Genomic DNA, 21,572 nt, shown 5'->3' on the forward strand with positions numbered 1-21,572 from the left:
CAAAAAAGTCGTCTAGAAAATAATTTTTAGACGACTTTTTTTGTATTATTATTTTCAATTTTGCTTCATTGTAAGCATATAATTTTATGAATAGTTCCAATGAAATCTTCAGTCAAAAAAGGTTTCATAATATATCCATTCATTTTAGAGTTGTTAATCTTCCTTTCTACTTCTTCAGTTGAAGAAGCTGTAAGTGCTATGATGGGAATTTCAGTATTAAACTCTCTAATTAAACGTGTAGTTTCATAACCATCTAAATCTGGCATGTGAATATCCATTAATATACAATCATATTGTTCACTTTGTATAATGTCAACAGCTTGTTTTCCTGAATCAACAACTGTAGTTTTTACTTTAAATTCAGTCAGTATTTTTTGTGTTACCAATTGATTTATTTTATTATCATCAACGATCAAAATACGTTTATTAGCGATGTTCTTTTTAACATCCTCACATTTCATAGTATCTAGCACTGTTGTTTCTGCTTTTGAAAAAAGGAGTTCAAAACTAAAAGTAGCACCTTTGCCAGCCTCACTTTTAATATTGATAGAACTTCCCATGATAGCTAAAAGCCTTTTTACAATTGAAAGCCCAAGTCCAGTTCCTTGATATGAATTTTCAATCTTTGTATGTTCCTGATAAAACTCGTCAAAAATCTTTTCTTGTTTTTCTTTTGAAATACCTATACCGTCATCTTTAACTTCAAAATAGACAATCACACTTTTGTCCAAATCTTTAGCCAGTTTTGCACTAATATAAATGTTGCCATTTTGTGTAAACTTAATAGCGTTTGAAATTAAATTAATGAAGACTTGTGATAACTTTAAAGAATCACCAATTAAATACTCAGGAATCGTATTGTCATAATGAATATGAATCTTATTATGACTATTGGAAAGTGCAAATTCCAAACTATTGGTAATATTATTGATTAAGCTTTTAGGTTTAAAATCTAAATGCTCTAGCTTAATTTCTCCTGACTCAACTTTATTTAATTCTAATACATTATTAATAATTGAAAGTAAATGACTTGCAGAAAAGTTTAATGACTCAAGGTATTCTTGATGTTTACTATTTACATTTTCCTTAAGTAGCAACTTAGAAAGTTCAATAACTCCATACAAAGGTGTACGAAGTTCGTGACTAATTTCAGAGTAAAAATTACTTTTCGCTTTAGAAAGTTTCTCTGCCTTCTTCTTTGCAAGATTAAGCTGCTTATTTTTCTTATAAATTATATATATGCTTAACAAAAGTCCTATGACAAAAAATGCTAATAATGTGTTGTAATTAGTTACTTTTTTTATGATAGTATCCTTAAACTCTTGCTCTTTTTCTAGTAAAATTACTTTCTCTCTATTTTCTCGTAAAAAATTATCAGCTTCAATCTGCTTTGCTTTTTCATACTCTTTAATCTTATTGACTGAATCATTATAAATAGCATACTGTTCAATAAATTCATATGCTTTTATAAGTTTATTATCTTCCTTATAAAGTGCTGCCTGATCTTTATATAAAGTTGTTAATACTTCTATTTGACTATTTTTCTTTGAAGCTATAATGCATTTATCAAAGTATAATTGATGTTTTTTAAAGTCATTAATCTTATAGTATGCATGTGCTAATTGTACATATATTGAAGCTACTAATTGTCTGTTTTCATATTCTTTAATCGTCTTAATGATATCTAACGTTTCTAGTGAATACTGTATGCCTTCATCATAGTTTTTTTCGACGTAAATCTTGCTCTCAGCAATATTTGATAAAGGATATATCATATCTTCTATATAACCACCATTTTTTGCTAAATCAATGGCTTTAGAAAAATAAATATTTGCTTTAGCAATACTATCAAAGTCTTTATAATTAACTCCAATATCATTATAGGCTAATACCAAATTGAAAGTATCCTTTACTTTCTCAAAAACATCTCTAGCTTTAAATAAATAATAAAAACTCAGGGAATCTTTGCTAATAAAATAATGCGAATTGCCAAGCAAAGCGTATGATCTTCCAATTAAAATACTATCATTAACTTCAGTTGCATACTTTAGTACTTTGTTATTAATAGCAATCGCCTCTCCATACCTGCTTTGTTCAAATAGAATGAAAGCTCTATCCGCTTCTCTTTGCATGGAATCTAAAAGCTTGTCAGATTCGTTTTGAGACAGAACAGAATATGGTATCAGTAAGACAAATAAAAATAAATGGTTTAGTTTCAAGGAGGTTTTTTAATATTGATTGTATTCAATTTACTAAAAATAATTCTTGTAACATGAATACGTAATCAATTTTTTTAAACTATTACTATCTGAAAATCAATAGAGTTTTTTGGTTTTTTAGTTAAAATATTCATTTATATTACGTTACGAATTTTCTGTAGTCCTTACAATTCAAATTTTTTTTTGGTATATATTTTGAGGATATCAATGTATAAACCGATTTAAATTGAAAACAAATGAAAACAGTTACCAAAGTTTTCATTGCCACGCTAATTGTAACTGTCGTTTTTACGGCAAAAGCTCAAAAAAAGTGCAATGAAACACTCTCACTCTTCGCTGGAAACGTAACTTCCAAAAACTTTAGTCAAGCCAAGTCTCAATTAGTTTATTTGCGAAAAAATTGTGCTACAATCAATTCTGCTATTTATGCGCATGGAGAAACTGTATTAAAGCATGAATTAAAAAATGCTACTGACAAGCAAGCTGGAGCTTTAGCATTAATTCAATTGTACAGAGACAGAATCACAAACGTTCCGTTAAAAACTAAAAAAGGAATAATGCTGTCCAAAATTGGCGCTGTAATGCTCAATCATAACGTAGGCTCTGTAAAAGAACAATACAATGTATTTGATGAAGCATTTACAACAGATCAAAAAAACTTTAAAAATCCTCGATACATTTATAAGTATTTTGAATTGTATTATAAAATCTATGTATCTAAAAAGAATGAAATTCAATTAGAAAACTTAATAGAAAAATATGAAGAAGTCAATGAGAAATTTGAATATGAAAAACAGCGATTATCAAACATAAAAGATGATTTGTTAGCTAAAAAAGGAAGGAATCAAGCATTGACTTCTAAAGAACAAAGAAAAGTAGATTTGGCTACAAAAAACATAGCAGCAATAGTTCAGTTTTCTAAAAACATGTCAATATTGCTAGAAAAAGAAGTGACATGTGAAACGCTAATTCCATTACTAGAAAAAAAGTTTGAAACTAATAAAAATAACCTACAATGGTTGCGAAAATCAGCAAGTAGATTGGATGCGAAAGAATGTACTGAAAGCCCATTTTTTCTTGAGTTGGTTATAGCAATAGACGCTATTGAACCTACAGCGAATTCAAAATTTTATTTATACAGAATTTTCAAAAGAAAAGGAGATGAAGAAAAAGCGAAAATATATTTTGATCAATATATGGAGTATGAAACTGATGGAAAGAAAAAAGCTAAAATACTAAACAAGCTAGGAAGCAAAATGGCGAAAAATGGTCAAAAATCAAAAGCGCGTACATTTTTTCTAAAAGCACTAAAATTTGATCCTTCATCAGGAACTGCATATATAAACTTAGCACGATTATATGCGTCAAGCGCGAATGAATGTGGAACAAACGAATTCACCAAAAGAATTATCTATTGGAAAGCGGCTGAAATGGCAAAAAAAGCACGGCAAGTTGATGCTTCCATAAAAGGAGAAGCAACCGAACTCATAAATTTCTACGTGCAAGCTGCGCCAAGTAAAACCGATATCTTCAAAGAAGGATACAAAGGCGGAGAAAAAATTGAAATAAAATGCTGGATTGGCGGAACAGTAACTGTTCCAAAACTCTAAAATAAACCAGTCTAAAGTTCTTTTATAGTTAAACGATTATAAAAGAACTTTAATTAAAATTATAAACCAGGTGGTGGCGGGCAAATGTTGGGTTTTATAAATTCTTTAGGAACTTTATTAAAATCATCACTTCTAAAAAAATTAACGGTACTATGCCACCAAGCTTTCAGAGTTTCTTTTTCAGTAAATAAATAAGAACTGACAATCTTATAGGTGTCATTCTTTACCGAAATGATCACGGAAGCTATGAAAAAATAACTTTCGCCAGTTTCACTATTTTTTATAGCGTAAAAGTTGAAATTATAGAAATCTTTCTTTTTAGCAGGACAGATGTAGCTTCCGTAGGAAATGAATTTTCTAGCATCTAAATATTTTTTATACTTTTCTAAAGCGGCATATGTCCACATATTTTTAGGAGGTTTTCTGTTTTTTAAATGTGCTATTTTCCCATTCTTTAAAGGAGCAACAAATTTATATCCTACCTCTTCTATCTTTTTAAACATTGTAGCATCTTGTGCAATAATACTGTTGATGCTAAAAAATAAAATTAAAAATGTGTATGTTTTCAATTGAATAAAAATTAATATGTTTCTATAAATATAATTTTATTTTTCTAGAATATGAAGTTGTATTATCATGTTTAGAAGGTAATCATGGATAACAATTCTCGTCTAGAATACTTAAAAATTTCTTTCGAAAATAAAAAAACCAACATTGATATTGGAGTTTTTTATATTAAAACTATTTCTTCTTCCAAAGAAAATCTAAAATTGTTGATTTATAAATCAACAATTTCTTTTCAGTAAAAATGATAAGTATAGTTTCTACTGCGGAAATAATGGCTAAGTTGAAAAACCAATCTTCAAAGCCATACGTTGAGTTTAATAAAAGAGAAGTGAAATGTAAAAATATAATCACGAGCCAAAGTTTGCTGAGAAAGGTTTTTGTGACAATAATACTTTTATACTTAATGAGAGATATAATAAAAACAATCAATTTTAGGATAAAGACTTCTTTGATTGGAAAATGGAAAAATGGAAAGTCATGTTCAAATTCAAAATAATTAAAACGTAAATGGATACTAGTTATAATACTCAAAAATGCAACAATCCAAAATAAATAATAAGCCCAAGCTTCAAATTGAGTTTTTGGATGATTTCTTTTTAATAAATCAAAAATTAGCATCAAGGAAATAATAATTGAAGCAATTAATTGAAAACTATAAGAAAATCTTTGAAGAACTGAAATAACAAATAAAAGCATAGCAAATAATCGGATATAAGCTTTCGTATTTGCTTGTATGTGAAGCATAAGCTTTGCCATCAAAATCTTGGGATGATTCATAGATGTAAAGTTAAACAAATTGCGAAATTATATAAGAATTAATTACCTTCGTTATATGCTAAAAAAATACGAACACATAGAAGCTTTATTAGTAGATGCAACTAAAGAAGAATTGTATGAAAAATTAATTGCACAACTCAACAAAGACTTCGCTTTAGCAAACATTGAAGAATCGTTTTCGAATGATATTCCGCCAGAAACACTCAAAAAAGAATTGCACGCAATTGTGTATCAACTCATTCAAGAAAAATTTGCTGAATATCTAAATGTCTTATATATAATGGACGTGTCAGAAGCCAAAATAAAAGCATTAGACGGTTCAGATGTTGTAGAGCTTTCTGGGCAAGTCGCCTTTCTAATACTACAACGCGAATGGCAAAAAGTGTGGTTTAAAAATAAACTCTGAAAAAAGGAACGAGCGCATCTGCATAAATGCTCTTATCCTCATCATGTAATACATTATAGCGAACACCAAAAGTAATATTATTGGTTCTATAACCAACGCCAAAAAATACAGCAGGCTGCCAATAATTATCATCAATAAAAATTGGATCATCAAAATCACGACTTACGTTCATATACTCAAACTCGGTAGAAAGCTGAATTTCCTGTAAAGGATTAAACAAACCTATAAAACTTCCACCTACAATGGTCGATTTAAAAAAATCATCATTCTTAAAATAAGTATAGCTTAATGAAACTCCTGCGGAAAACTTTTCATTAAAATCATAAATAGCGCTTGGAGTAATTGTTGCGCTAAAAATATTATTTCCAAAACTCAAACCAACTCCGCCACCAAAACGGACATTTTGCCAAAAATCACTTCCTTGCGTTGGCGCTGTGTTTGACTGTCCAAAACAAGAAAAAGAAATTGTACACATAAAAAGTGCTAAAAATAGATTTTTGGGCTGAAAAAAATTAGAATCCTTCATTTCTGTAAAAGCTTAAATAATTATCACATAAATATATGTAAAAGATATGATGTGTTTTTTACAAAAGTTGTATTTTTGATAAAATTTTGTCAAAACAAGACAGGAAGAAAAAAACATGGATAGATTTTCCTTTTTAAATGCAGCACATACGGCATACTTTGCTGAATTATACGATCAATATTTACAAAACCCTGATAGCGTTGAGCCAAGTTGGCGCGCTTTCTTTCAAGGATACGACTTTGGAGCAGAAAATTATGGTGAAGAACAAGAAACTTCAGCCGCAACAGCGCCACAAGGAGTTGTTCCTGAAAACGTAAAAAAAGAATTTCAAGTAGTAAACCTTATTGACGCGTATCGTACACGTGGACATTTATTCACAAGAACAAACCCAGTACGAGAACGAAGAAAATACGAGCCTACATTAGCACTTGAAAATTTTGGATTGTCAGATGCAGATTTAAATAAGTCGTTTGAAGCAGGTGAAATACTCAGTCTCGGAAAAACAACACTACAAAACATTGTTACACACTTAGAACGCATTTACTGTGAATCTATTGGTGTGGAATATATGTATATCAGAAAGCCAGAACAAATTAAATGGATTCAGCAAAAGTTGAATGTTAATGACAATCATCCTGAGTTTTCAGTAGATCAGAAAAAACATATTCTGAAAAAATTGAATGAAGCAGTTTCGTTTGAAAACTTCTTACATACAAAATATGTTGGTCAAAAACGTTTCTCATTAGAAGGTGGAGAGTCATTAATTCCAGCACTAGATGCAGTTGTTGAAAAAGCAGCTGAAAAAGGGGTAAAAGAATTTATACTAGGAATGGCACACAGAGGTCGTTTAAATGTATTGACAAACATCTTTGGGAAATCTGCAAAAAATATCTTTAGCGAATTTGATGGGAAAGACTATGAAGAAGCAATCTTTGATGGTGATGTAAAATATCACTTAGGATTAACTTCTGATAGAGAAACAGATTCTGGAAAGAAAATAAGCATGAATATTGCGCCAAACCCTTCACACTTAGAAACAGTTGGTGCTGTAGTAGAAGGAATAGCAAGAGCAAAACAAGATCGTCATCACGCAGATGACTTCTCAAAAGTATTACCAATAGTTATTCATGGTGATGCTGCTATTGCAGGACAAGGCTTGGTGTACGAAATTATACAAATGTCTCAGCTTGATGGTTACAAAACTGGCGGGACAATTCATATTGTAGTAAACAATCAAGTTGGTTTTACAACCAATTACTTAGATGCACGTTCATCAACGTATTGTACAGATGTTGGAAAAGTAACACTTTCGCCAGTATTACACGTAAATGCGGATGCTGCTGAAGCAGTTGTACATGCAGCGTTATTTGCATTAGAATACAGAATGACATTCAAGCGTGATGTATTTATTGACTTATTAGGATATCGTCGTTACGGTCACAATGAAGGTGATGAACCACGATTTACACAACCGAAGTTGTATAAAGCAATCAAAACTCATGACAACGCGCGAGATATTTATGCTTCTAAGCTAATAAAGCAAGGAATCATTGACGATTCGTATGTGAAAGGTTTAGAAAAAGCATACAAAGACTCACTAGAAGTAAAACTAGAAGATTCTCGTAAAGAAGAAAAAACAGTCATCACTCCATTCATGCAAGATACTTGGGACGGATTAGTTCGAGTTGATGAAAGTGAAATGGTAAAAGATATAGACACTTCATACCCAAAAGATAAATTAGAAGGAATTGCAAAAGCGGTTTCTAAATTACCTGAAGATAAAAAGTTCTTACGAAAAATAGATCGTATTGTTTCTGATCGTCACGATATGTTCTTTAAAAAGAATGAAATCGATTGGGGAATGGGAGAAATGCTTGCATACGGATCATTACTACAAGAAGGTTTTGATGTACGTATCTCAGGACAAGATGTAGAAAGAGGAACATTCTCGCACCGACATGCAGTCGTAAAAGTAGAAGCGTCAGAAGAAGAAATAAAGTTATTAGACAACGTAGGAGAAAATCAAGGGAACTTCTATATCTATAACTCATTCTTATCAGAATATGGTGTTGTAGGATTTGATTATGGATATGCGATGGCAAGTCCAAATACACTAACAATTTGGGAAGCACAATTTGGAGATTTCAGTAATGGAGCACAAATTATGATTGACCAATATATATCTTCAGCAGAAGATAAATGGAAAACACAAAACGGATTGGTAATGTTATTGCCACACGGTTACGAAGGACAAGGAGCAGAACATTCATCAGCACGTATGGAGCGTTACTTGCAAATGTGTGCAAAAGACAATATGTATATTGCTGATTGTACAACGCCAGCAAACTTTTATCACTTGTTGCGTCGTCAGATGAAAGCAAACTTTAGAAAACCGTTAATTGTATTCACTCCAAAAAGTTTATTGCGTTTGCCAGCTGCAGTATCAGCAGTTGACGACTTTGCAAACGGAAGTTTCCAAACGTTAATTGATGATGCAGAAGTAAAAGCTGATAAAGTAAAAACGTTGGTATTCTGTACGGGTAAATTTTATTATGATTTACTAAAAGAACGAGAAGAACAAAAAAGAGATGATGTTGCGTTAGTTCGATTAGAACAATTATTCCCGTTACCGAAAACAAAAATTAAAGAAGCTATTGCGAAATATGCAAATGCCGATGATGTTGTTTGGGCACAAGAAGAGCCAAGAAACATGGGAGCATATAGTCACTTATTAATGCACCTAGAGGAAGCAAAAAGCTTCAGAGTTGCGTCAAGAAGATTCTATGGTGCGCCAGCTGCAGGAAGTTCAGTACGTTCAAAAAGACGTCATGATGAAGTAATTGCATACGTTTTTGACAAAACAAAAAATAATATGCGTTAAGGATAGAAGCGGCATCCTTTTATCGTCAGTTCGAGTAATTTTGCTTTTTAGCTTAGCTGAAAAAAACAAAATTGTATCGAGAACAAGATAAAAGATATAGCTGATAGCCTGACCGAAGAGAAATCGGAGGAAACGCCCAAAAAAAGTAAAATAAAAACTAAAATATAGAACACGATGATTTTAGAAATGAAAGTTCCTTCGCCAGGAGAATCCATAACTACAGTAGAAATTGCAGAATGGTTAGTACAAGATGGCGATTACGTAGAAAAAGACCAAGCAATTGCTGAGGTTGATTCTGATAAGGCAACCTTAGAATTGCCAGCAGAAGCTAGTGGAACAATCACCTTAAAAGCAGAAGAAGGCGATGAAGTAGAAGTTGGACAAGTTGTTTGTTTGATTGATACAAGCGCAGAAGCTCCAAGTGGAGACGCTCCGAAAGAAGAAAAGAAAGCAGAAGCTCCAAAAGCGGAAGCAAAACCAGCTGAAGCGCCAAAAGCTACAGAGCCTGCAAAAACATATGCATCGGGAAGTGCATCTCCAGCAGCTAAGAAAATATTAGCTGAAAAAGGAATGGCTGCTAACGAAGTAAAAGGAACTGGAAAAGATGGTCGTGTAACAAAAGATGACGCTGCAAACGCAAAACCAAGTATGGGAACACCATCTGGTGGAACACGCGGAAGCGAGCGCAAAAAATTATCAATGTTACGTAGAAAAGTTGCGGAACGTTTGGTGTCTGCAAAGAATGAAACGGCAATGTTAACGACATTTAATGAAGTTAATATGGCGCCAATTTTTGCATTGCGTAAAGAATACAAAGAAACGTTTAAAGCAAAGCATGGTGTAAGTTTAGGATTTATGTCTTTCTTCACACTAGCGATTGTAAGAGCGTTAAAATTATATCCAGCAGTAAACTCAATGATTGATGGAAAAGAAATGATCAGTTATGATTTCTGTGATATTAGTATTGCAGTTTCTGGACCAAAAGGATTAATGGTTCCTGTAATTAGAAATGCAGAAAACCTATCTTTTAGAGGTGTTGAGTCTGAGGTAAAAAGATTAGCAATAAGAGCTAGAGACGGACAAATTACAGTTGATGAAATGACAGGAGGAACATTCACAATATCAAATGGTGGAGTTTTCGGAAGTATGTTATCAACGCCAATCATCAATCCGCCACAATCTGGAATCTTAGGAATGCACAATATTGTTGAACGTCCAATGGCAGTTAATGGAGAAGTTGTAATTCTTCCAATAATGTATGTGGCGTTGTCATACGATCACAGAATTATTGATGGAAAAGAATCTGTAGGATTCTTAGTAGCTGTGAAAGAAGCATTGGAAAATCCAACTGAATTATTGATGGATAACAATATCAAAAGAGCATTAGAATTATAAAAAAAAGGCGATAGCCAAAACGATACATATTCAAAAAAGCCGTTGCATTTAAATGTAGCGGCTTTTTTTAGTGAAATAGATTTTCCGTAAATTGTAGTATTAGTAATGCAATCTCTTAAAAAGAATTCGGCATTATTTTTGATGCATATCAAGTACTAAATCAACCAACTATGAGAGCAATTGTTTTTATCATTTCACTTTTTCTAAGCACTTCAGTTTTTGCACAATATACAGTTACGCTTGACGCTTTTGTGTTAGATGCAGAAACGAAAGAGTCAATTCCGTATGTAAATATTCAATGTGTTGGAAAAGATGTCAAAGGCGTTACTAATAATGACGGACAGTTTACAATTAAATTTGATGAAGAATATGTAAATAATCACAATAACTTTGAGTTTGCGGTAGCTGGATATGAAACATTGACGGTAGAAATGTCAAAACTCAGCAAAGATCTCTCTACAAATAACAAAATATACTTAACTCCGAAAAAACGTAAACTTCAACATACAATAAGTGGAACTGTATATAATGAAGACAGGCAAACGGTCCAAAATGCTGTAGTTCGAAAAAAGAATACATTCACGGAAGTGCAAACCAATGTTGACGGAACATTTACAATACCAGCCGAAATTGGTGATGTGTTAGAAGTTAATTTTATTGGTATGAATCCGTATACAATTGTAATTAAAAATGATGAATCCTTAGCAATAACGCTAACTTCAAATGGAGAATTATTAAACGCTGTACAGATAGAAGGTGAAAAGCGTAAAAAGAATATACGATATGTTGATACAGGTTTTGGAAAAATAGATATAGATTCTTACGGAATCGGATCTGTAGTAACTAGTGAACAAATTGGTTGGCATCGTGTAAATGTTACAGATGTTTTAAGTGGACGAATTGCCGGATTGCAAATTTTTTCAAGACAAGGAAATTCAGGTCCAAGTGTGAGTGCAGCGAATAGTTTCGGGATGGCGAAAAGTAAGAATCCAATACGAGCAGGACAAACCGTCTTGAAACTAAGAGGGAAAAATGCACTTATCTTTTATGACGGAAACCCATTCTATGGCGATATCAATGACATTAATGTAAATACAATTGATAATGTTGTAATAGTAAGAGGTTTATCAAGAACAGTTTTATATGGTGGAAGACCTGCTGTTTTAATTACATCAAAAAATAGATTTATAAAAAGAGATGCTGAAGGAAACATACTAAATCCAGCATTGGTAACAGGAAATGATTACAAAGAATCGGTTCCTGTAATATCTCAAAAAGATATGGCTGATTATATGACTGAATTGAAAACAGCAGCTACGTACGAAGAAGCATTAGCAATATATACTGTGCAATCGCGAAAAGCGAAACATCAAACCGTACCATACTATATAGATGTATCTGAATATTTCATGAAATGGAATAAAGAAAAGTCGATTGCTATTCTATCTACGATTGAAAAAATTGCTGGAAGCAATCCAAAAGCACTCAAAGTATTAGCATACAAGCTAGAAGCAATAGATGAGTTTGGAAAAGCAAAACACATATATCAAAAAATTGCAACATTGTTACCAAACGCTTCACAATCGTATCGTGACTTAGCAATGATTTACACAAAAGCAGGAAACTATCAAGAATCGTTAGACTTATATGTGAAAATGTTAACGAACTCTTTTGAAAACATAGATTTCTCTGGATTAGATAAGCCAATGCTAAATGAGATTCAACAACTATTACGTAAACATAGAGCACAACTCGATTACAAAGACATACCTTCAAACTTACTTACAGGAACCTTTAAACATGATGTCCGAATTGTAGTTGAATGGAATCAAGTAGATACAGAGTTTGAATTACAATTTGTAAATCCTCAAAATAAATTTCATACTTGGGAACATTCTGTAGCTGCTAACAAAGAAAGCTTGGTGAATGAAGTGAAAAACGGATATTACATGAAAGAATTTATAATTGATGAGGTAGACAATGCAGGTGAGTGGATCATTAATGTAAAAACATTGCAAAATGAAAAAGAATTCAATCCAACATATATAAAGTATACATTATATGAAAATTATGGAGAGCCAAACGAAGAGCGTACGATTAAAGTTGTAAAGCTTTATAAGCAACAACAAAAGGTAACGTTAGATAAGATACAATATCAGCCTACTGCTATAGTAGCGCATACGCGTTAAGGCAAAAGCCAATAACAAGTAAAATAGCTTGAATAATAAATAAAACGGTAGTTCGTCTGTTGTTTAATGTTAGGGAATTCATATCAAAACAGTATTAAGGTTTGCAATGATGTAAAATTCCAAAAAAATCAATTATTATTTATACGTGAAATTACCTGTTTTTTTAAAATAGGTAGTAAATCAAAGGTTTTTAGTCTATGTTTTTGAGAAAAACTACTTTAAATACAAACAATTCTTATCATAATCAATCACAGCTTTTCCTTTTCTCAAAATATCAGCTCCAATAATACCGTGCACTGGTTGTGCGTCATGTTGAGTTAAAGCAGTATTCACATGATCTAAATTAAACAACACAAGTACAATGCGTTGTTTTGTCCATTTCCCTAAAGAAATTGTGTTTTTCTTAGAAATTTGTGTCTCCATATTAATGGCGCCAGCACCAGCAGCTTTAATTTTTGAAGCTTTGGCAATCAAATTAAAAGTCTCAACGGCTTCAAAGCCAACACATGATGTAGAAGCGCCAGTATCCAAAATAAAACTTCCTTCAATACCATTAATCTTAGCTTTCACTTCATAATGATTCGTATTAATTCTATTCAACTTAATGCGTTGATATCCTTTATCTAGTAAAAACTTTCGTAAACTCTTTTTCATGTGTAAAATAGTACTAACAATTTAGGCTAAAATACAAATCAAAATTGATGCCCAATATACATTCGTGTTATTATTGTCAGGCAAGAAGTTATACAGATCATAAAAATGACAGCATTTGTCATACTTTTTAAAAAGAAGCCATGCAAATTTCGTATTGAAAATACTATTTTTACGCCATGATAATTACAGATACACATACACACTTATATAGTGAAGCGTTTGATGAAGATAGAAACGACATGATACAGCGCGCTATTACTAATGGTGTAAAACGATTCTTTATACCTGCAATCGATTCAACATATACGGAACGTATGTTTCAGTTAGAAAATGACTTTCCAAATGAAGTATTTCTCATGTCAGGATTGCATCCAACGCATGTAAAAGAAAACTATAAAGAAGAACTTTCGCATGTTACTGAGTTATTAACTGAGCGAAAATTTTATGCGGTTGGTGAAATTGGAATCGATTTATATTGGGATAAAACATTCTTAGTACAACAACAAGAAGCATTTCAATATCAAATTCAACTGGCAAAAAAATACAAACTTCCCATTGTAATACATTGTAGAGAAGCGTTTGATGAAGTTTTTGAAGTATTAGAAAAGGAAAAAGGAGATGATTTGTTCGGAATATTTCATTGCTTTACAGGAACAAAAGAACATGCGGAAAAAGCACTTAGCTATAATATGAAACTAGGAATTGGTGGCGTTGTAACATTCAAAAACGGTAAAATAGATAAATTTTTACATGAAATTCCGTTAGAACACATTGTTTTAGAAACAGATGCTCCATATTTGGCGCCAACACCATATAGAGGAAAGCGAAATGAAAGTAGTTATGTGCTAAATGTATTAGAAAAAGTAGCAACCATCTATCAAATGACAGAAGCAGAAATAGCAGCTATTACCACAGAAAACTCAAAAGCAGTATTTGGAAGCTAACTTAAAATATTTTTGATAACTGATAACTGATAACTGATAACTGATAACAACCAACAAACCATAACTATGATGCAACCAAAAATCCTATTAATATATACAGGTGGAACTATTGGAATGATCAAAGACTTTGAAACAGGTGCGTTGCGTGCTTTCAACTTTGACAAGCTCTTAGAACGAATTCCTGAACTCTCACATTTAGACTGTGATATAGAAACAGTTGCTTTTGATGATCCAATAGATTCTTCAGATATGAACACAGGTTATTGGATAAAAATAGCGACAATCATAGAAGAAAACTATACTGCATTTGATGGTTTTGTGGTATTACACGGAAGTGATACGATGAGTTATACAGCTTCTGCGTTGAGTTTTATGTTAGAAAACTTAGCAAAACCAGTCATATTTACAGGATCTCAGTTGCCAATTGGTGACTTGCGAACTGATGCTAAAGAAAATCTAATTACGTCAATTCAAATTGCTTCTTTACGCGATAAAAACGGAAATCCACAAATTACAGAAGTTGGACTCTATTTTGAGTACAAATTATACAGAGCTAATCGTACAACTAAAATAAATGCAGAACATTTTGAAGCATTTGACTCTCTAAATTATCCACCTTTGGCAGAATCTGGTGTGCATTTAAAAGTTTTTAAAGAAAATTTATTGTCAATTCCGAAGAAAAAAACATTCAAAGTAAAGAAAACTCTTGATAATAATATTGCAATAATTAAGCTATTTCCAGGAATAACATTAGCAAGTTTAGAAGGTTTTTTGATGTCAAACACCATAAAAGCGATCATTTTAGAGACGTATGGAGCAGGAAATGCCCCAACAGAGGCGTGGTTTTTAGACTTTTTGACAAAAATCAAGGAAAAAGGCATAATTGTTGTGAATGTAACACAGTGTTCTGGAGGAAAAGTAATCATGGGACAATATGAAACGAGTGTTGCCTTGAAAAAGCTTCGTATCATTAGCGGAAAAGACATTACAACTGAAGCTGCTGTCACAAAATTAATGTACCTTTTGGGCAGGAAAATAAACCATTCTGTGTTTAAAACTATGTTTGAAACACCAATTAGAGGTGAAATGTCCTAAAAATAGCAAGATATATTTCAAAAACTAAAATATTTTTTGTTATTTGCTCGACGATAGAGAGAGGTGGCCGAGTGGTCGAAGGCGCACGCCTGGAAAGTGTGTATGCGGCATAACCGTATCGAGGGTTCGAATCCCTTCCTCTCTGCATAAATTTATCGTAAATAATTATAAATTTTTTATATCTTTAACCCGATTAACTAACAAAATTTAAGTTCAAGAGAAATGAAAAAAGGATTTTCTATTATGGCTGTAGCCATGTTAACGATTTTAAATGTAGGTGTTGCAAATGCACAAAATGCAGCAGACTCACAAGGTTTTCACCAAATATTAAAGGATTACTTTATTAAGGGTGGACCAGGATTCATGGGAATTGTATTGTTATGTCTTATCTTAGGATTAGCAATATGTATCGAAAGAATCATCTATTTAAATATGGCTTCAACAAATAATAAGAAATTATTAGCAAATGTTGAGAACGCTTTAGCAGATGGTGGTGTAGAAGCAGCGAAAGAAGTTGCAAGAAACACAAAAGGACCTGTTGCCTCTATCTTCTATCAAGGTTTAGACCGTATGGATGAAGGTGTTGATAACGCTGAAAAAGCTGTAGTAGCTTATGGAGGTGTTCAAATGGGACAACTAGAAAGAAACGTATCTTGGATTTCTTTATTCATCGCAATTGCGCCGATGTTAGGATTCATGGGAACGGTAATTGGTATGATTCAAGCCTTTGATAAAATTGCGGCTGTAGGATCATTAGATGCATCGTTAATTGCGGGATCTATTCAAGTAGCCTTATTAACGACTGTATTTGGTCTTATCGTTGGTATTATACTTCAAATTTTCTACAACTATATTATTGCTAAAATTGATAGTATTGTAAACGATATGGAAGATTCATCTATTTCTTTAATAGATTTATTGGTTCGTTACAAGAAATAATACTGTCAACTTTATACAATACTATATAATATGAAATCATTAAAAATAATATTAACAATCCTGATCGCAGTTATAGCACTCGTTGGTGTTATACTATATGTCTTGATTCTTCTTGGCAACACAGGAAATGCAATGATCCTTGCTGGTGAAGTACTTGTAGTAGTTACAGCAGCAATAGCACTGTTTTTCGGACTCAAAAATTTAGCTACAAATCCGCAAGCGTTAAAGAAGTCAGCGATTTCTTTAGCAGTATTCGCAATTATTGCAATACTTTCGTATGTGTCAGCTGGTGAGTCTCCAGTGCAAGTAGGAGATATTTCAATAGAGCCAAGCACTTCTAAATTTGTAGGTATGGGTATTTACATGTTTTACTTTTTAGCAGCAATTGCAATTTTAGCAATGGTAGGATTTGGAATTAAAAAATCACTTAATAAATAATTATGGGAAGAAGAGGTATACCAGAAGTTAGTGCAGGTTCTATGGCAGATATTGCATTCTTACTGCTAATCTTTTTCTTAGTAACTACTACTTTTGAAGTGGATTCAGGTATCAACAGAAAGTTGCCACCAATGCCACCTCCAGGAGTAACACCACCAATTATTAAGCAAAAGAATTTATTCACGGTTTTAGTAAACAAAAATAATGACTTACTTGTTGAAGAAGAAGTAATGGCTTTAGGAGATTTACGTGAAGCAGCAATTAAGTTTTTAGATAACGGTGGAGGAACTAATGAAAACGGAGAGCCATGTAATTATTGTCAAGGAGACAGAAAAGAAGACTCTTCAGATCATCCAAACAAAGCAATTATCTCTGTTAGGAATGATAGAGAAACTGAGTACGGAACATTTATTTCAGTACAAAACGAGCTTGTTGGAGCATACAATTTCTTGCGTAACAGAGAAGCGCAAAACTTGTATAAGATGAACTATACATCTATGGACTCTATAGCTTCAAATCCTCAAACTAGTGAACAACTAAAAGGCGATTTGAAAGAGAAAATGGAGGTAATAAAGAAAATGTATCCTTTAAAAATATCTGAAGCAGAAACTAGTAATTAAAAACGTAGCTACTATGTCTAAATTTAAAAAGAAAAAAAGTGGTGAATTGCCACCAGTATCTACAGCAGCTATGCCAGATATTGTTTTTATGTTATTATTCTTCTTTATGACGGTAACAACATTTAAGAAAGACGATTACAAGGTAAAACAAGAATTACCGTATGCTGATCAAGTACAAACACTTGATAAGACAGATAAAGTAATTTATATTTATGCTGGGAAACCAAGCCCTAGATTTCGAAAAGAATTCGGAACGCAAGCGAAAATTCAATTAAATGATAAGTTTGCCTCTGTTTCTGAAATCAAAGATTACTGGTTTAACACAGTTAATAATGACCTTGGTCCAGAATTCCAAAATATTGCTATTACTGCTCTAAAAGTAGATAAAGAAACAAATATGGGATTGATTGCTGATATAAAGCAGCAACTTCGTGAAATTAATGCTTTAAAAATTAACTACACTACTAGAAAAGGTGCTGTAGATCAGAATTAATAATAGAAGATCTTAAATTTTATATTAAAAAAAGCACTCTATATAGAGTGCTTTTTTTGTATTATCTTAGATAACAATACCTTTAAATTGGCGTTTATAATGAAAGAAATGACGAAACGAATCTGTATAGGAATACTATTCATCTTTTTAGGACTTCAATATGCTACTGCACAAACAGCAATTGAAAAAGAAGTCGTCATTGATACCATTCCTGATGATAACTATCGTGAAGATCAATTTTATATCGGTCTTACCTATAACATTATTCAAAATAGACCAAGCAGTATATCTCAAAATAACTTATCAAATGGATTGCACTTAGGTTTTATAAGAGATTTCCCTATCAACAAAAAGCGAAATAAAGCCATTGGAGTTGGGTTGGGATATTCATACAATTCATACTTTCATAATTTAAAAGCAACGGAAACCGACAACGGAATTGTGTACCAAGCTATTGATGGTAATACAAATTTTAAGCGAAATAAATACAGAACGCATGTTGTAGAACTACCGATCGAATTTCGTTGGCGTACATCTACAGCAACTGAATATAAATTTTGGCGTATTTATGGTGGATTTAAAGTAGGATATATCTTTTCTGGAACTTCTAAATTTGTCGGGGATAACGAAAAGCTAAAGTTTACCAATGATGATTTAAACAAATTGCAATACGGATTAACGTTAAGCGCAGGGTATAATACATGGAATTTTCATGTGTATTATGGTTTAAACAAACTCTTCAAAGACGGAACGAAAACCGTAGATGGTGAATCATTTAAAATGAATGTTATCAAAGTCGGACTGATGTTTTACATCTTATAACTCAAAAGTAAAGCGATCTTACCGAATGCCTTATTCTACCAAAGAACGACTAGTAATTGTGGAATCCAGCCGATAAAAAAGCCATAAATGAGTTCAGGGAATGTATGTGCCTTTAGAAACAAACGTGAAGTTGCAACCAAGCCAATCATAAAAATTAAAATGCTCAATGCAAAAGTGATATTCACTTGATACGTAATACTTAAAATCATTAAAAACATCACCAATCCTGAAATCCCCATCATATGCATGCTTGCTTTTACGCGAAAAAACACAAATAAAAGACAAACTGCTGAAGAAATTAATGTTGCTAAAAAGAAATCGTACAACTCTGCAAAAATTGATTTCGTAATCACTTTGGTAATGATTAAAAACAAAATCAATACATAAATATACAAAGGTATTTTTCGTTGTGATACTTCTTTCAAAAAAATAGAATCAATCATCTTAAAACGCTTCAATAAGATGAAAATTAACATCGGAATACAAATCGTAAAGATGGAAATAGTGATAGAAACATCAATCTTAAAATTTAATTCATACAATCGTGGCGTGACTATAAAGTAGCCAATCGTTGCCATAATCGGAATTAAAATTGGGTGGAAGAGGTATGATATAACCTTTAGAAAAGTGCGCATCTATATCTTCTTTCGTAATCGTGCTACAGGAATATCTAGCTGTTCTCTGTATTTTGCTACTGTTCTACGTGCAATTGGATACCCTTTTTCTTTTAAAATGGTTGCTAATTTTTCATCCGTTAATGGTTTCTTTTTGCTTTCCTCTTCAATAACAGTTTCTAAAATCTTCTTTATTTCACGCGTAGAAACATCTTCTCCTTGTTCATTTTTCATCGATTCAGAGAAAAACTCCTTAATCAATTTTGTTCCGTAAGGTGTGTCTACATATTTACTATTTGCCACACGAGAAACTGTTGAAACATCCATGTTGATCATGTCTGCAATGTCTTTTAAAATCATTGGTTTTAGCTTGCGCTCATCTCCTGTAAGGAAATATTCTTCCTGATAATGTAGAATTGCATTCATTGTCACTAAAAGTGTCTGCTGACGTTGTTTAATGGCGTCTATGAACCATTTTGCAGCATCTAGCTTTTGCTTAATGAACATGACAGCATCTTTCTGAGACTTCGTTTTCTGACGTGTATCTTTATATCCTTTAAGCATGTCGTTATAATCTCTTGAGACATGTAACTCAGGCGCGTTTCTTCCATTCAAAGTTAATTCTAAAATGCCTTCTGTAATACGAATTGTAAAATCGGGAACAATATGTTCAATGATTTTTGTATTTCCAGCATATGATCCGCCGGGCTTAGGATTTAAACGTTCAATCTCTAATATACCATCGCGTAAATCTACTTCAGTAATGTCAAATTTTTGTAATAATTTCTTGTAATGCTTCTTGGTAAAATGTTCAAATGCTTTGTCTAAAATAGCTATGGCAAGTTCAATAGAAGGTGTTGGTTCCTTTCTGCGCAATTGAATCAACAAGCATTCTTGTAAATTTCGTGCACCAACTCCAGCTGGATCAAGTTCGTGTACAATAGTTAAAATCTTTTCTACATTTTCATCAGCAGTAAAAATATTTTGTGTGAACGCCAAATCGTCTACAATATCTTCCAAAGGTCTACGGATATAACCGCTTTCATCAACACTTCCAATCAAAAATTCTGCAATTTCTCTATCTTCATCAGAAAGTCTAAATGTATTTAATTGCGTTTTTAAATGTTGATTAAATGAAGTTCCTGAAGCATACGGAACACTTTTTTCTTCATCATCAACACTATAATTATTTGCTTGTAAACGGTAATTAGGAATTTCATCATCACTCAAATAATCATCTACATTAATATCTTCGGCAGCAATAGTATCATTTCCGTACTCATCATCATATTCGTTAGACAAGTCTGCATCATATTCATCTGATTGTTCTTTTCCATTATCCAATGCAGGATTTTCCTCTAACTCTTGCTTTAGTCGTTGTTCAAAAGCTTGTGTAGGCAATTGAATCAACTTCATCAACTGAATTTGTTGTGGTGATAATTTCTGAGATAATTTAAAATTTAGTTGTTGTCTAAGCATATTATTTTGTGTAAAACACGTTGCGGATATTCTTTAAAATAAACAATCTTTTACTCTTCGTAAATTTTATAAGTAGCTTTTCCGCCGCCTGATTGTAATTTCATTTCTCGGTATCCTGTTATAAATCTTTTGGTTTTTCGATCAATTTCATAAACTCCTGTCGCCACATTTTTATCTAATAAACCGCCCAAACCATCAATTTCTACTCTTACATCTAATATAATTTTATCGGTAGTAATATCGTCAACGGTATAAATATATTTTATTTTTTGTGATTCAATCACAGGATTTTCAGTATTAAATTCCCATGAATAACCAACGTGTAATTTATCATCTGGAAATGTGATAGGAGCAACGGTATATGAAGTTGCGGTTTCTAAATCTATATAGGTTCCATCTTTAAAAGCGGCAGCTTCTACTATATTTCCTCTTTTATCTAAAAGAATTGTAAACTCCTTATCTAATTTATTTTTTACTTCATTATACATCTCTAATTCACTTGCGCTCATTTTATCTGTATTGTTTAACGCTTTAACTACTTCCGTGTCAAAACCTTCTTTTTCACCAAACATATCAGCATTATAAGTAACGCGAACTATTTTTCCCGTAAAAGCAAAAGAACTGTCTTTTGTGATAGAATCTAATTGGAATTTCATCACTCTAGATTGTTGAAAAGACATGTTTTTATTGGCGCTTGTTTTGGTTTCAAACACTAATGTTTGCGTGAAGTCTTTTTCCAAATTTAAATATGGACTGACTTGATTGGTACTTTTGTTACTACAGCTCGTCAAAAATAGTACCATAATGAAAGTAAAAAATAATTTTCTTTTCATGAATTGTCTTTAGTTCTACACAAATATAAAAAACCTCTTATGGTATTGGGGGTTCAAAGGGAAAAAATAAT

At 32.3% G+C, this 21,572-nt stretch carries 20 protein-coding genes and 1 tRNA gene; 13 read left to right on the forward strand and 8 right to left on the reverse strand.

What is annotated here, in order from left to right; all coding sequences use genetic code 11:
- Positions 1–65: 65 nt before the first annotated feature.
- Positions 66–2,132, reverse strand: coding sequence for an ATP-binding protein (locus ACUUYC_RS10115; protein WP_474265659.1), 2,067 nt, complete (start codon positions 2,130–2,132; stop codon positions 66–68).
- A gap of 323 nt (positions 2,133–2,455) precedes the next feature.
- Between ACUUYC_RS10115 and ACUUYC_RS10120 the strand changes: the two genes are divergently transcribed.
- Complete coding sequence (locus ACUUYC_RS10120; protein ID WP_474265661.1) at positions 2,456–3,829, forward strand: tetratricopeptide repeat protein; 1,374 nt, start codon at positions 2,456–2,458, stop codon at positions 3,827–3,829.
- Positions 3,830–3,888: 59 nt separating this feature from the next.
- Here ACUUYC_RS10120 and ACUUYC_RS10125 read toward each other — a convergent pair whose 3' ends face one another.
- Positions 3,889–4,398, reverse strand: coding sequence for a hypothetical protein (locus tag ACUUYC_RS10125; RefSeq protein WP_474265663.1), 510 nt, complete (start codon positions 4,396–4,398; stop codon positions 3,889–3,891).
- Between the two features lie 172 nt (positions 4,399–4,570).
- Entirely contained in the window at positions 4,571–5,191 is a 621-nt protein-coding gene (locus ACUUYC_RS10130; RefSeq protein WP_474265665.1) for a hypothetical protein, read from the reverse strand.
- Positions 5,192–5,228: 37 nt separating this feature from the next.
- Between ACUUYC_RS10130 and ACUUYC_RS10135 the strand changes: the two genes are divergently transcribed.
- Positions 5,229–5,579, forward strand: a complete 351-nt coding sequence (locus tag ACUUYC_RS10135) for a hypothetical protein (protein WP_474265667.1) — start codon at positions 5,229–5,231, stop codon at positions 5,577–5,579.
- Here the strand turns inward: ACUUYC_RS10135 and ACUUYC_RS10140 are convergent.
- Positions 5,563–6,105: an alpha-ketoglutarate decarboxylase gene (locus ACUUYC_RS10140; protein WP_474265669.1), complete on the reverse strand. Its 543-nt coding sequence runs from the start codon at positions 6,103–6,105 to the stop codon at positions 5,563–5,565. The genes ACUUYC_RS10135 and ACUUYC_RS10140 overlap by 17 nt on opposite strands.
- A gap of 115 nt (positions 6,106–6,220) precedes the next feature.
- Here ACUUYC_RS10140 and ACUUYC_RS10145 point away from each other — a divergent pair, with 115 nt between their 5' ends.
- From ACUUYC_RS10145 to ACUUYC_RS10155, 3 genes are all read left to right on the forward strand, one after another.
- Complete coding sequence (locus ACUUYC_RS10145; protein ID WP_474265671.1) at positions 6,221–8,986, forward strand: 2-oxoglutarate dehydrogenase E1 component; 2,766 nt, start codon at positions 6,221–6,223, stop codon at positions 8,984–8,986.
- Positions 8,987–9,160: 174 nt separating this feature from the next.
- A complete protein-coding gene (gene odhB, locus ACUUYC_RS10150; RefSeq protein ID WP_474265673.1) occupies positions 9,161–10,381 on the forward strand; it encodes a 2-oxoglutarate dehydrogenase complex dihydrolipoyllysine-residue succinyltransferase in 1,221 nt (406 codons plus the stop codon).
- 170 nt (positions 10,382–10,551) lie between these two features.
- Positions 10,552–12,570, forward strand: a complete 2,019-nt coding sequence (locus ACUUYC_RS10155; protein ID WP_474265675.1) for a TonB-dependent receptor plug domain-containing protein — start codon at positions 10,552–10,554, stop codon at positions 12,568–12,570.
- Positions 12,571–12,783: 213 nt separating this feature from the next.
- On the opposite strand, the gene ACUUYC_RS10160 is transcribed toward ACUUYC_RS10155, so the two are convergent.
- On the reverse strand, positions 12,784–13,224 hold the full coding sequence (locus tag ACUUYC_RS10160; RefSeq protein ID WP_474265677.1) for a retropepsin-like aspartic protease: 441 nt from the start codon (positions 13,222–13,224) through the stop codon (positions 12,784–12,786).
- Between the two features lie 176 nt (positions 13,225–13,400).
- On the opposite strand from ACUUYC_RS10160, the gene ACUUYC_RS10165 reads away from it, so the two are divergent.
- From ACUUYC_RS10165 to ACUUYC_RS10200, 8 genes are all read left to right on the forward strand, one after another.
- Positions 13,401–14,168: a TatD family hydrolase gene (locus ACUUYC_RS10165; protein WP_474265678.1), complete on the forward strand. Its 768-nt coding sequence runs from the start codon at positions 13,401–13,403 to the stop codon at positions 14,166–14,168.
- 66 nt (positions 14,169–14,234) lie between these two features.
- Complete coding sequence (locus ACUUYC_RS10170) at positions 14,235–15,263, forward strand: asparaginase (RefSeq protein ID WP_474265679.1); 1,029 nt, start codon at positions 14,235–14,237, stop codon at positions 15,261–15,263.
- 57 nt (positions 15,264–15,320) lie between these two features.
- Positions 15,321–15,408, forward strand: a tRNA-Ser gene (locus ACUUYC_RS10175).
- A gap of 77 nt (positions 15,409–15,485) precedes the next feature.
- Positions 15,486–16,202 carry a MotA/TolQ/ExbB proton channel family protein gene (locus ACUUYC_RS10180; protein ID WP_474265680.1) on the forward strand — a complete coding sequence of 239 codons (717 nt, stop codon included), beginning with the start codon at positions 15,486–15,488 and terminating at the stop codon, positions 16,200–16,202.
- Positions 16,203–16,232: 30 nt separating this feature from the next.
- Positions 16,233–16,640: a hypothetical protein gene (locus ACUUYC_RS10185; protein ID WP_474265681.1), complete on the forward strand. Its 408-nt coding sequence runs from the start codon at positions 16,233–16,235 to the stop codon at positions 16,638–16,640.
- A gap of 2 nt (positions 16,641–16,642) precedes the next feature.
- A complete protein-coding gene (locus ACUUYC_RS10190; protein WP_474265682.1) occupies positions 16,643–17,260 on the forward strand; it encodes an ExbD/TolR family protein in 618 nt (205 codons plus the stop codon).
- Positions 17,261–17,273: 13 nt separating this feature from the next.
- Entirely contained in the window at positions 17,274–17,753 is a 480-nt protein-coding gene (locus ACUUYC_RS10195) for an ExbD/TolR family protein (RefSeq protein ID WP_474265683.1), read from the forward strand.
- A 108-nt stretch (positions 17,754–17,861) separates the two neighbouring features.
- Entirely contained in the window at positions 17,862–18,575 is a 714-nt protein-coding gene (locus ACUUYC_RS10200; RefSeq protein WP_474265684.1) for a porin family protein, read from the forward strand.
- Between the two features lie 35 nt (positions 18,576–18,610).
- Here the strand turns inward: ACUUYC_RS10200 and ACUUYC_RS10205 are convergent, their stop codons facing one another.
- Genes ACUUYC_RS10205 through ACUUYC_RS10215 form a run of 3 tightly spaced genes read right to left on the reverse strand, consistent with a single transcriptional unit; the run spans position 18,611 to position 21,501 of the window.
- Positions 18,611–19,210, reverse strand: a complete 600-nt coding sequence (locus tag ACUUYC_RS10205) for a hypothetical protein (RefSeq protein WP_474265685.1) — start codon at positions 19,208–19,210, stop codon at positions 18,611–18,613.
- A complete protein-coding gene (rpoN, locus tag ACUUYC_RS10210; RefSeq protein ID WP_474265686.1) occupies positions 19,211–20,668 on the reverse strand; it encodes an RNA polymerase factor sigma-54 in 1,458 nt (485 codons plus the stop codon).
- Between the two features lie 50 nt (positions 20,669–20,718).
- Complete coding sequence (locus ACUUYC_RS10215) at positions 20,719–21,501, reverse strand: hypothetical protein (protein WP_474265687.1); 783 nt, start codon at positions 21,499–21,501, stop codon at positions 20,719–20,721.
- Between the last annotated feature and the right edge of the window lie 71 nt (positions 21,502–21,572).

The organism is Kordia sp. E (assembly GCF_056033805.1).